Origin of the sequence: Kitasatospora sp. NPDC057518, assembly GCF_042802075.1 — a bacterium.
GTDB lineage: Bacteria > Actinomycetota > Actinomycetes > Streptomycetales > Streptomycetaceae > Kitasatospora.
Genome location: NZ_JBHVEU010000269.1, coordinates 1 through 12265, shown reverse-complemented (window position 1 = coordinate 12265; position 12265 = coordinate 1). Strand labels below are relative to the sequence as shown.

At 74.1% G+C, this 12265-nt stretch carries 9 protein-coding genes; 5 read left to right on the top strand and 4 right to left on the bottom strand.

Features of this window, described 5'->3' with window-relative positions; translation table 11 throughout:
• Positions 1-29 precede the first annotated feature (29 nt).
• From ACFU7Z_RS25315 to ACFU7Z_RS25305, 3 genes are read right to left on the bottom strand one after another with little or no spacing between them, the layout of a single operon-like run.
• A complete protein-coding gene (locus ACFU7Z_RS25315) occupies positions 30-2777 on the bottom strand; it encodes an alkaline phosphatase family protein (protein ID WP_380779839.1) in 2748 nt (915 codons plus the stop codon).
• Between the two features lie 4 nt (positions 2778-2781).
• Positions 2782-4218, bottom strand: coding sequence for an ABC transporter permease (locus tag ACFU7Z_RS25310; protein ID WP_380779837.1), 1437 nt, complete (start codon positions 4216-4218; stop codon positions 2782-2784).
• Positions 4215-5159, bottom strand: a complete 945-nt coding sequence (locus ACFU7Z_RS25305) for an ABC transporter ATP-binding protein (protein ID WP_380779835.1) — start codon at positions 5157-5159, stop codon at positions 4215-4217. Before ACFU7Z_RS25305 ends, ACFU7Z_RS25310 begins: the two co-directional genes overlap by 4 nt.
• Positions 5160-5441: 282 nt before the next feature.
• Between ACFU7Z_RS25305 and ACFU7Z_RS25300 the strand changes: the two genes are divergently transcribed.
• The 4 genes from ACFU7Z_RS25300 to ACFU7Z_RS25285 all read left to right on the top strand — a co-directional run bounded on the left by ACFU7Z_RS25300 (position 5442) and on the right by ACFU7Z_RS25285 (position 10429).
• The gene (locus ACFU7Z_RS25300) at positions 5442-6200 is read left to right on the top strand and encodes a class I SAM-dependent methyltransferase (protein WP_380779833.1); all 759 of its coding nucleotides are present in this window, start codon (positions 5442-5444) and stop codon (positions 6198-6200) included.
• A 174-nt stretch (positions 6201-6374) separates the two neighbouring features.
• Positions 6375-7886, top strand: a complete 1512-nt coding sequence (locus ACFU7Z_RS25295) for a Y4yA family PLP-dependent enzyme (protein ID WP_380779831.1) — start codon at positions 6375-6377, stop codon at positions 7884-7886.
• The gene (locus ACFU7Z_RS25290) at positions 7883-9217 is read left to right on the top strand and encodes a pyridoxal-phosphate dependent enzyme (RefSeq protein WP_380779829.1); all 1335 of its coding nucleotides are present in this window, start codon (positions 7883-7885) and stop codon (positions 9215-9217) included. The genes ACFU7Z_RS25295 and ACFU7Z_RS25290 overlap by 4 nt, the downstream gene beginning before the upstream one ends.
• Positions 9218-9229: 12 nt before the next feature.
• Positions 9230-10429 carry an aminotransferase class V-fold PLP-dependent enzyme gene (locus tag ACFU7Z_RS25285; RefSeq protein ID WP_380738263.1) on the top strand — a complete coding sequence of 400 codons (1200 nt, stop codon included), beginning with the start codon at positions 9230-9232 and terminating at the stop codon, positions 10427-10429.
• A gap of 24 nt (positions 10430-10453) precedes the next feature.
• Here the strand turns inward: ACFU7Z_RS25285 and ACFU7Z_RS25280 are convergent, their stop codons facing one another.
• A complete protein-coding gene (locus ACFU7Z_RS25280) occupies positions 10454-11188 on the bottom strand; it encodes a BTAD domain-containing putative transcriptional regulator (protein WP_380779827.1) in 735 nt (244 codons plus the stop codon).
• Positions 11189-11672: 484 nt separating this feature from the next.
• On the opposite strand from ACFU7Z_RS25280, the gene ACFU7Z_RS25275 reads away from it, so the two are divergent.
• Positions 11673-12265, top strand: a 593-nt coding sequence (locus tag ACFU7Z_RS25275; RefSeq protein ID WP_380779825.1) for a S8 family serine peptidase, incomplete at its 3' end; no start/stop codon positions are given.

Genomic DNA, 12265 nt, shown 5'->3' with positions numbered 1-12265 from the left:
GCCCGGGGCCCGGTGCGGGCGCGGCGGGATCAGCCGTCGCTCTCCGGCGAGGGCAGGTAGGCGCCGGGCACGTCGTCCGGCGCGAGGATCGTGCTCTCCCCCGGGTACGGCGCGGTCCAGTTGTGCGTCTGGTACCAGACCAGGTGCTCCATCTGCGCCGGGTTGGCGTGGTCCGCCACGGCGTTCGGGCCGGTCAGCCGCTGGTGCGACTTCCAGGCCTCCCACCGGTCCACGACCGGCTGCTGCGCGGCCGGCGGCGCGGTCGTGACCGGCGCCGCCGCCCGGAGGTCCTGCTCCCCGGGGACGTCGAGGCCGCAGGAGGGCGGCGTCTTCAGGCCGTCGGTCAGCGAGGTCCGGTTCGGCACCGCGGTGAACGGCGTGTAGTCCGGCCGGTCGGTGAAGGCCCCGGTCATCGGGCTGGCCGCGCTGTCCTTCTGGTTCATCGGGTGGATGCCGAGGATCTGCTCGATGGTGCGGACCATCGTGATCTGCGAGTAGTAGCGGCTGTCCACGGCCCCGTGCTGCGCCCAGGGGCTGATGATCTGGATCGGGGCGCGGTGGCCGTCCACGTGGTCGAGGCCCGCCTGGGAGTCGTCCTCGACGACGAAGATCGCCGAGTCCTTCCAGTACGGGCTGTGGGTGATCTCGTCGACGATCCGCCCGGTCGCCAGGTCGTTGTCGGCGACCTGCGCGGCCGGGCTGGCCGGGCCGCCGGTGTGGTCGCTGGACAGCCAGAGCATGTTGAGGTTCGCCGGGCCGTTCCGCTCGAAGTCCTGCTTCCAGACCTGGTAGCGGTACAGGTCCGGCACGTCGGTGTCGAACCTCGGGAAGCCGGGCACGGAGACGCTGTTGAGCGAGGGGATCGGCGAGGAGGACTTGAGGGCGTAGGCGCTGCCCTGCCCGGTCGCGTCCATGGTCCTGGCGTCGCAGTACAGGTTCTGCCAGGTGGCGTCGGCGGGCTTGTCCAGGAACTGGTGGAACTCGCCGAAGTCGCGCACGGTCTTCCCCGCCGCCTGCGCGCCCGTCCACAGGAAGCCCGAGCGCTGGTGGCCCAGGGCGTCGTCCTCGGTGTCGTAGCTGCGCTCGTACTCGCCCGCCGAGGACTCGGTGTACTCCGGGTTGTCCGCCTGCATCAGCCAGTTGTGGCCCTCGGCGGAGTTGGTGCCGATGTCGTAGGTGTTGTCGTAGAGCCCGAACTGCTCGGCCAGGGCGTGCTGGTTGGGCGTCACGGCGGCGCCGAACTGGGCCAGCTTCGGGTCGCCGTCGCCCTCGGCGACGTCGCCGAAGACCTGGTCGTAGGTCCGGTTCTCCTTGACGATCAGGAAGACGTGCTTGATCGGCGACGGGTCGCCGATCCGCTTCGGCACCACCTCCTCCTTCGCCTTGTGGCCGTTCGCGAGCTTGACCGCGTTGTTGGTCCAGCCGTTCTGCTGGAACACCTTGGCGGTCTGCGCGCGGATCACCTTGTCGCTCGGCAGCGTGAACCGGGTGAGGCTGGAGGTGGTGTCGTGGGTCTTGTGGGCGCCGGTGCTGTTGGGCCGCCGGGCGTCGATGCCACGGGTGTTGGAGACGATCACCTCCGAGCCGACGGTGGCGACCTCCGCCGGGAAGTAGTCCGTGGGCAGCAGGCCGACGTAGCTGACCGGCTCCTGCGCGCCGGCGAAGCGGTAGACGGCCACCGCGTTGGCCCGGCCGAGGGTGACCAGCAGCCGGCCGTCCTCGGTGAGCGTCACCGCGGTGGGCTCGTAGCCGACGGAGGCCTCCGGCCACGGCTTGGTGGAGACGGTCTGGACGACCTTGTCGTGCGCGGTGTCGATCACCGACACCTCGTCGCTCGCGGTGTCGGCGACGAACAGCACCCCGTTCTTCGCGTACAGCGCGGTCGGGTGCAGGCCGACGGCGATGGAGCCGACGGCGGCGGCCGGGTCGGCGAGGTCGATCACGCTGACCGTGCCGGTGGTGGTGGCGGCGGTCGCCGGGTCGGCCGGGACCTGGGTGCCGTAGGAGTTGATCGTGGTGTCCCCGGCGGTGGCCGTACGCCCGCCCTCGTTCGAGACGTACAGTTTCCCGCCGACCCGCACCACGCCGCGCGGCGCGTTGCCGACCGTCCAGCTCCGCTGGACCGCGCCGGTCGCCGCGTCGATCGCGACCACCCGGTTCTGCCCGTTGACGGCGGCGTACACCGTCGAGCCGTCGGCGGAGAACACCGCCCCGGAGGCCAGCGCGTGCTTCTCGCCGTCCGCCGGGATCTTCACCGCCACCGGGGCGGCGAGGGTGCCGTCGGGCTGCACGGTGAACCGGGTGTAGCCGTCCAGCTGGCCCAGCCACAGCTGCTTGCCGTCCGGCGAGTAGACCGGGGACTCCTGGCCGACCGAGCCGTTGGGGATGCGCAGTTCGTCCGCCTTGTTGGTGCCGACGCGCTGCTTCACCTTGCCGGTCCTCAGGTCCACCACGACCAGCGCCGCGTCGCCGTCGGTGACGGCGGCGGCCAGGTGGGCGCCGTCCGGGCTGACCGTGGAGCCCATGATCTTGCCGTTGTCCAGGACCTGACGGCTGCCGTACGGGGCGAGGTACTGGTCGCTGGAGATCACCAGCCCGTTCTCGGTGGTCTGGCCGACCTGGTCCTCGTCGAACTGGTGGGTGCTCGCGAAGGCCGTGCCGGTGGCCACGGCCACCGCCGTGACACAGGCGGTGGCGAGTGCGGCCTTGCGGCCCACCCGGCGGCCCAGGAGGACCACGTGGGCGTTCCGGCTGCGTCGACGACGCGTTACCTGCATGGCGTCAGCCCTTCGTTGAGTTCGTCGTGCTGGTGGGGGAAGCGAGCAGTGCGACCTGGCCGTCGAACTGCCAGAGCGGGTTCGGCGCGTCCCCGGTCGGGGTGCGCACCAGGAAGTAGCCGTTTACTTCCTTCGGGCCGTCGCCGTCGGCCGTCAGCCGTCCGTCCGAGGCCACGTCGAGCTGGTAGACCGCCGTCCCGGGCGCGTCCGTGCCGGGCAGGTGCCAGGTGACCACGCAGCGCCAGTCGTTGCCCGGGCCCTCCGGCTCGACCTGGCCGTCGCCCCGCCGGCAGTCCGCGGTGGCCCGCAGGTCGGCCTCGGTCACGGCGGGGCGGTGCAGCTGCTCGGTCTGCAGCCGGTACAGGTGCGCGAACACGGTGGCGACCTCCTGCTGCACCTTCGCCTGCGTGATCCCCGAGCCGCTGGAGGGGGTGGCCACCGCGAGCGCGCCGGTGGTCAGCGCGAGCAGCCCGGCCAGCGGCAGCACCCCGGCGAGGAGCGTGCGGCGCCCCACCCCGTCCTCGCTGCCGGTGGTGAAGTCCCGCCGGACGAAGAGCAGGTAGGCCGCCGCGGTGGCGGCCGCCGCCCAGAGCAGGGCGACCGCGACGGCGATCAGCGGCTCGTCGAGCCGGCCCGGGTCGGCGAACAGCCCGTTCCAGGCGACGAAGGCGTACCCGGGCAGAGCGAGGCGCAGCGCCACCGGCAGCGGCAGCAGCTGGGCGAGCTGCATCGCGACCGCCGCCAGCGCGGGGACCAGCAGCCCCATCGGCGAGCGGCCCAGCAGGACGGAGCCGAGCAGTCCGAGCGCCGCCAGGGCCAGGGTCGGCGCCAGCGCGCACGCCCAGGCCAGCAGGACGCTCACGGCCGCGTCCGACGGCGCCAGCAGGTGACCGTCCACGCCGACCAGCGGCTCGTCGCCGACCGCCGCCAGCCCGCCGACGGTGCTCGACGCCGCCAGGCCGGCCGTCAGCAGCACGATCACGGTGGCGCCGGCCAGCGCCTTCGCCGCGAAGATCCGCCGCGGCGAGCGGACCGTCACCAGCAGGTGCCGCCAGGTCCCGAGCCGGTCCTCGGCGGCGAACACGTCGCCCGCGACCACCGAGGTCAGCAGGGGCAGCGCCCACGAACCGGCGAAGCCGAGGACCACCAGCGGCCCGGCCCAGCCCGTGGCGTGCATCCAGCGGCCGAACAGGGTGTCGGAGGGCAGCGTCCCCTGCTGGGCGACGGCGGCCGTGAACAGGCCCGGCGCGCTCCAGCAGGCCAGCACCAGCAGCCTGATCCGCCACTGGGAGAGCAGCTTGACCAGCTCGAAGCGGTACACCCGGCCCACCGGCACCGGGCGCTCCCCGGGGGCGACGCCGGCGGCGGCCGCCGCGCGTCCGGCCGTGACCGTGCTCGTGCGCCCGCCCCGCTCGATGACTCCCTCGCCGCGCTCGCTCATCGTCCGTCCTCCTGTTGCTCGGTCAGGGCGAGGAACGCCGCCTCCAGGGGCGGCACCACCGGGGCGACCTCGCGCACCCGGACCTCCGCCCGCACCAGCGCCGCGACCAGTTCCTCGACGGCCGGGCCCGGCGCGCGCACCACCAGCGCCCCGGCCGCGCGTCCCGTCCCGGCCTCCGCCGCGACCCGCACCCCGGCGACCCGGGCGGCCACCCGCCGGGCGGCGGCCGGATCGGAGGTGAGCAGCCGGTGGTCGAGCGCGCGGTCGTCCGCGGCCAGCTCGCCGAGCGGGCCGGAGAAGCGGACCCGTCCGGTCGCCAGGATGGTGACCTCGTCGCAGAGCGCCTCCAGGTCGTCCATCCGGTGGCTGGAGAGCACCACGGTCACGCCGTCGGCGGCGAGCCGGCGCAGCGCCCCGTGCACGTGCTGCTTGCCCGCCGGGTCCAGGCCGTTGGACGGCTCGTCGAGCACCAGCAGCCGGGGTTCGGTGAGCAGCGCCGCGGCCAGTCCGAGGCGCTGCCGCATGCCGAGCGAGAAGCCCCGCACCCGGTCGTCGGCGACGTCGCTGAGCCCGACCTCGGCCAGCACCTCGTCGATCCGGCGGGCCCGGCCGTCCTGCCCGCGCAGCGTCGCCAGCGCGGCCAGGTTCCGCCGTGCGGTCAGCGACGGGTAGAGCCCGGGCCCGTCCACGAAGCCGGCCACCCCGGGCGGCGCGGGCCGGGCCCGGCCGACGGGTCTGCCCAGCACCTCCAGGTCGCCCTCGTCGGCGGCGGCCAGTCCGAGCAGCAGCCCGAGCAGCGTGGTCTTCCCGGCGCCGTTGGGCCCGGCCAGTCCGTGGATCCGCCCGGGCGCGAGCTCCAGTCCGACGGCGTCGAGCGCGACGACGTCGCCGAAACACTTCGTCAGTGCCCGTGCACGTACGGCAGGTTGGTTTTCCGTCATGGCTCCTTCTCGCGGTTCCCCAGGGAACCTAGGGGGTTGACCGGGCGCCGTCAGGTGCGCCCGGTTGAACTCCGGCGGAACAGCAGCGGCCCGCGCCGTGGCGGTCCTGCGAGCATCCTGCGGGCGCACCGGGTGGAAACCTTCACATGAAAACGGATATCGTTTCGCTGGTCGGGCACGATCCGCCGGGCCCGCGCCGGACCGGTTGCGGAGCCTGGTGAACATGACAAACATGGGCGGAAGGCGAAGCCTCGAATGCGCACGGACACGGCGGGAGTCGGGATGCGAGTGGACGCCGCTCTGGCCGGGACCTGGGTGGACCGCTGGGAGCGCCAGCAGGAGCGGTACGCGGTGGAGCGCGAGGAGCGGTTCACCGTCATCGCCGACGTACTGGAACAGACCGTCGGCCACCGCGCGCGGCCGCTCGTCGCGGACCTCGGCAGCGGCCCCGGCTCACTGTCGGCGCGGGTCGCGGCCCGCCTGCCGCACGCCGAGATCATCGCGGTCGACATCGACCCGCTGCTGCTCGCCCTCGGCCGCGCCCGGCACCCCCGGGTGGCGCGCTGGGTCGAGACCCTGATCGGCCGCCCCGGCTGGATCGGGGACCTCGGCCTCGACCGCCCGCTGGACGCCGTGGTCTCCACCACCGCGCTGCACTACCCGCCGCCGGACGCCCTGCTCGGGATCTACCGCGACCTCGCCGGCGCGCTGCGGCCCGGCGGCGTCCTGGTCAACGGCGACCACCTCATCCCCGAGGAGCCGCCGCTCGCCGAACTCGCCCTCGCGATCGGCCGCCGCCGCGCCCAGCGCAAGGGCACCGGCGCCGCCGAGGACTGGTCCCAGTGGTGGGCCGCGGCCGGGCGGGTCCCCGAGTTCGCCGACCTGCTGACGGCCCGTGAGCGGCAGCTGCCGCCGACCGACGGCCCCGGCAACGGCCTGTCGGCCGCCCGGCACGGCGAACTGCTGCGGGAGGCCGGCTTCCGCCAGGCCGGACCGGTGTGGCAGTACGGCACCAGCTCCGTCCTGGTGGCCCTGCGCTGACCCCGCCCCAAGTGCCCATGCGGGAAGCCGGGTTCCGCATGGGCACAGTCTTTGCGAGGGCGTGACAGAAAGCGCCCTGTTGATCACCCAGGGAAACAGTTACCGTTTCCCTCGGTCGCCGACGTCCCTGCCGCGCACGCCTCACGCCGACTTCTCACGGAGAGCTGGTTTCGCATGCGGTCCTCACCGCTGTATCTCGAACCACGGTTGGAGCCCCCGCTCCGGTCCCTCCTGGCGGAACGCGACCTCCTGCACACCCTGACCGACGCGCTGGGCTCCCCCCTCAACCTGCTCCTGCCCGAGCAGATCGCGGACAACCTGGCACGCTTCCGGGCCGTCTACCGCAAGCACCGCCTCACCGGCCGGATCCACTTCGCCCACAAGGCGAACCGCTCCAGCGCCCTGGTCCGCCGGCTCGCCGCCACCGACGCCGGACTGGACGTCGCCTCGCTCGCCGAGCTCCAGCACGTGCTCGGGGCCGGCTGCCCGCCCGAGCGGATCATGGCGACCGGCCCGAAGAACCGGGAGTACCTCTGGCTGGCGGCCCGCACCGGCGCCACCGTCCACCTGGACTCCCGCGCCGAACTCGACGCCCTGGCCCGCCTCGTACGCGCGCACGCCCTGCCCCCGGTGCCCGTCATGCCGCGGCTGTCGGGCTTCCGGGCGCCGGGCACCACGGTGCTCACCCGGCCGAGCCGGTTCGGCACCGACGTCGCCGAACTCGACGGCCTGCTCGACGCGCTGGAGCGCCACCGGGACGCCGTCGAGACGACCGGGGTCGCCTACCACCTGGACACCACCGCCGTGCTGGAGAAGGCCGTCGCCCTGGAGACCTGCGTCACGGTGCTGAACGAGTGCCGGCGCCGGGGCCTGAACCCCCGCACCATCGACATCGGCGGCGGGTTCGGCGTCAGCTACCTGGCGGACGCCGCCCAGTGGGAGCGGTACACCAGCGAGCTGACCGACGCCGTCCTCGGCCGGCGCCCCGCCCTCACCTGGCAGGGCCACGGCTACGGGCTGCGCGCCGAGTCCGGCCGGCTGCGCGGCGCCCTCGGCCTCTACCCGGCGCACCGCCCGGTGGCCGCCGAGGCCTACCTGGACGAACTGCTCTCGACCCCGGCGCCCACGCTCGGCCGGCCGCTCGGCACGCTGCTGCTGGAGAACCTCTACGACCTGGCGGTGGAGCCCGGCCGGGCGCTGGCCGACCAGTGCGGGGCGACGCTCGCCCGCGTCCTGGAGGTCCGGCACACGCCGGCCGGCGAGCGCCTGGTCCGGCTGGAGATGAACGCCCGGGACGTGGGCCTGGAGGAGCACGGGGTGCTGATGGACCCGCTGCTGGTCCCCCGCCCCGGCGCCCCGGCCGCGGCGGACGGCTCGGAGGGCCCGGACTCGCCGGCCGGACCGGTCGGGGTGTACCTGATCGGCAACCTCTGCCTGGAGACCGACCTGATCACCCGCCGGACGGTCTTCCTGCCCCGCCTCCCCGCCCCCGGCGACCTGCTCGCCTTCGCCAACACCGCGGGCTACCTGATGGACTTCAGCGCCGGCTCGGCGCTGCGCCAGCCCGTCGCGCGCAAGGTCGCCGCGTACCGGCAGGACGGCGCCTGGCGGTGGCGCCTGGACGAGCAGTACTGGCCCGTCGACGTGACGGCGGGCGCGGAACACCGGGGGGACGGACACGCATGAGGTACGACAGCATCACCGACGCCATAGGCAACACCCCGCTGGTCCGGATCGACCCGGCGGTCACCGGCCTGCGGCACATCGACCTGTACGCCAAGCTGGAACTGCTCAACCCCTTCGGCTCGGTCAAGGACCGCGCCGCCTGGAACATGACCCGCGAGGCGATCCCCGGCGCCGTCGAGCGCGGCGACACCGTCGTGGAACTGTCGAGCGGCAACACCGCCAAGGCGCTCGCGCTCATCGCCGGCCTGCACGGACTGCCGTTCAAGAGCGTCACCAACCGGATGCGGGTCCCCGAGATCAAGGACCTGCTCCTGCTGCTCGGCGCGGAGATCGAGGAGCTGCCCGGCCGCACCGAGTGCCTCGACCCGACCGACACCGACGACCCGCTCACCCGCATCCACCGGATGCTCTCCGAGGCGGAGTCCGGCTACCTGCACACCGACCAGTACTACAGCCGGCTCAACCTCGACGCCCACCTCACCGGCACCGGCCCCGAGATCGTCCGGGACCTCGACGGCCGCGCCCCGGACCACTTCATCGCCTGCGTCGGCACCGCCGGCTCCTCCACCGGCGTGGCGGCCGTGCTGCGCGCCCACGACCCGGCCGTCGACGTGCTCGGACTGGTCGCCCACAAGTCCGACTTCATCCCGGGCATCCGCACCATCGACGAGGTGCACGAGGTCGGGCTGTTCGACCCCGCCACCTACGACACCATCGCGACGGTGACCGCCGACCAGGCCATCGACGGCATGCTCACCCTGGTGCGCCGCTGCGGCCTGCCGGCCGGCCCGACCGGCGGCGGCGCCTTCTTCGGCGCGCTGCGCCACCTCCGTTCCGTGGACGAGGAGTTGACACAGCGTCGCTCGGGCGAGCGGCGCACCGCCGTGTTCATCGTCTGCGACCGGGTGGAGAGCTACCTGAGCTACATCCGCAAACGGCGGCCCGAACTGTTCAACCAGCCCGCCCGGCCGAACACGGTGGCCACCGTGACGCCGGCCGAACTGGCCGCCGCCCGGGTCGTCGAGGTCGACGCCGCCCGGAAGTGGATCGCCGAGGAGCGGCCGCTGGTGGTCGACCTGCGCGGACCGGCCGCGTACGCGGCGCTGCACATCGAGGGCTCGGTCAACATCGTCGACGAGCTGTTCGACGAACTCCTGCACGGCGGGCTGCCGTTCGGCACCCGGCAGCCGGTGCTGCTGGCCTGCCCGGTCGGCGAGAAGTCGGCCGTCTACGCGGCGCTGCTCACCCGGATGGGACACCTGGACGCGCGCAGCCTGGCCGGCGGCGTCATCGCCTGGCGCGACGCGGGCGCGCCGCTGGTCCGGGACTGAGCGGGGCCGGCCATGACCACCCCCGACGAAACCCTCGGCGAACTCCACGACTGGCACCGCGCGTTGCGTGACCAGTTCCCCATCGTCACCGGCCACCCCGACCAGGCGTACCTGGACAGCGCGGCCACCTCGCAGAAGCCCCGGGCGGTGCTCGACACCGTCCAGCGCTACCTGACCACCGCCAACGCCAACGCCGGCCGCGGCACCTACACCTGGGCCAACGCCACCACCGCGCTGGTCGACCGCACCCGCACCCGGGTCGCCCGCTTCCTCGGTGACCCGGCCCCCCGGCAGCGCTCCGGCGTCCACTTCGTCAGCGGCGCGACCGAAGGGCTGCGCGCGGTGGCCCGGGACTGGCTCCCCCACCACCTGCGGGATGGCGACGAGATCATCGTGCCCTTCGCCGACCACGAGGCCAACGCGCTGCCCTGGCTGGAGGCCCGACAGCTGCTGGCCGACCGGGGCGTGCGCGTCACGGTGCGCGAACTGCCGTACGACCCGGCCTCGCAGGACTACGACCACCGGGCGCTGGCCCGGCTCGTCACCGAACGCACGGCGTTCGTCGCCGCCACCCACGTGCACCACGTGTACGGCGCCGACATGAACGTCCACCGCATCCGGGCCGCGGTCGGGCCCGAGGTGCCGATCTGCCTGGACGCCGCGCAGAGCGTCGGCCACCTGCCGGTGGACGTCGGCACCCTGGACGTCGACTTCGTGGTCTTCTCCGGGCACAAGGCGCTGGCCCTGCCCGGCACCGGCGCGGTGTGGGCCCGCAACACCCGGGGCCCGGCCTTCACCCCCGGCGGCTGGGCCGGCACGCCCAACACCGCCGGGATCGCCAGCCTGGAGGCCGCCCTGGACTGGCTCGACGCCGCCGGGCCGGACCGCATCCGACGGTGGAACAGCGCGCTGGCCGCCCGGCTCACCGACGGGCTGCGGACCCTGGCCCCGTACGAGGTCCTCGGCTGCCAACGGAGCCTGGCCGCCGACTCCGAGGTCCAGCGGCGCGAGGGCATCGTCACCTTCCGGCACCACGGCATCGGCTCCAACGACCTGGGCTTCATCCTCGCCAGCCACGGCCTGATGGTGCGCGCCGACGGCCACTGCCAGGCGCGGGCCGGCGAGAGCGAGAGCTCGGTGCGGGTCAGCCTGCACGTCTACAACTCCCCGGAGGAGGTCGACCTGCTGCTCTCCGTGCTGCGCGGGCTGTAGCGACCCGCGCGCCGCGCCGGGCCGTCACATCCGCTGGAGGTTGCGCACCAGACCGGTCATCTTCGGCGACGGGGCGACGTTCAACTCCCGCTGGAGGAACGAGCGGTAGTGCTGATAGGAGCGCAGCGCACTGGCCAGGTTCCCCTCGGCGAGGTGCACCTCGACCACGATCCGGTGGGCCGTCTCCCGGACGGGGTCGATGGCGATCGCCGCCAGCGCGGTCTGGAGCGCCGACAAGTAGCGCTCGGCGTCGCAGAGTTGGTGGGCCAGGCCCTCCAGGGCGTACAGCCGCAGCTGGTCCCAGCGCTCGCGCTCCAGGGTCAGCCACTCCTCCTCCCAGCCCGGCAGCAGCTCGGCGGCGAGGTCGTCCACGATGGCGTCGCAGTTGACCGGCAACCGGTCCAACCCGGCCACGACCTGGCGTGCCGAGCGGCGCGCGTACCGCAGGTCCACCCGGACCGCCGGCGCGAGGCGCAGCCACTGCCCCGGGCTCTCCACCGGGATCGCCCGGCCGCGCAGCCTCGCGTGGTAGAGGGCGGTGCGCAGGTTCGCGGCCGCGCGGCGCTGGGTGCAGTCCGGCCAGAGCCGTTCGGCGACCGCGCCGCGCGGCACACCGCCGTCGTGCAGGGCGAGGAAGGCCAGCAGGTGCTGCGCACTCACCGGGAGGGCGATGCGGTGTCCCTCACCGGTGGCCTCGAAACCCCGCAGCAGTTCGATGCGCGGACCGTCCCACAACACACCCCCACTCTGTCGCGTCACGCCGTCACCCGCACCCGTTCGGACGCGCCCCGGTTGCGGCCCGGGCCCGTCACGGCCGTGTCCGTCCGGCCCCGGACCACCGTCGCGCCCGCGTCGCACGGACGTTGTGGCGACGTCACGCTGACGCCGCCCGGGCGTCACGGCCACCGTCGCCGACCGTCACGGCCGCGCCCCGCCGCCGGCCGTCCGACACTCCAATGGGCCGCCACCGAACGGGTGTTGAAGGAGAGGACGATCCGTCGCGGACACGCCGTCCGGTCCTCGGGCGCGCCGGTGGTCACGGCGCGTACATCGACCGGGCCGTGACGCGGCGGACGTCCCCGGCGGATCCGCCACGAGGAGGCGACGCGTCCGCGACGGCGTTCCCGCGCCGGCCGTGACGCTCCCGGGCACACCCGTGCGACGGCCGGCCCGTTGACTGGCACCACCTGCTGACCGGCGGGGCGCACCCGACGTCCCGCCCGACATCGGAAGGCAATCCCCGATGAAGGCCAGATCGGTGCTGCGCGACGTCCGCGCCCCCGAGGGCGAACTCCTCGGCGACCCGGCCGTGTGCATCGCCGTCCTGGACGGCCCCGTCGACCTCTCGCACCCCTGCTTCGAGGGAGCCGACCTCACCCGGCTGGACACGCTCGTCTCCGAACCGGCCGGCACCGGGCCGATGTCGCTGCATGGCACCCACGTCGCGAGCCTGCTCTTCGGCGGGCCCGGCAGCCCGGTGACCGGGCTCGCCCCGCGCTGTCGCGGGCTGATCCTGCCGGTCTTCCCGGACGCGGGGGAGGGGCGGGTGCCCCAGCTCGACCTGGCCCGGGCCGTCGAACGCGCCGTGCAGGAGGGGGCGCACGTCATCAACATCAGCGGCGGCGAAGCCGGCCAGGACGTCCAGCCGGACCCCGTGCTGGAGCGGGCGCTGCGGCTGTGCGAGGAGAGCGGGGTCCGCCCCGGAGTCCGGGGAGGGCAGCGGCAGCAGATGCTGGGCGGGGTCAGGAGGTCATGGCCGCGAGCCTGCCAACCTCGATGTGATCCGCGCAACAGGTTTTTCCTCCGCCGACCGCGCGCGCCACGCCCCGCCCGTCA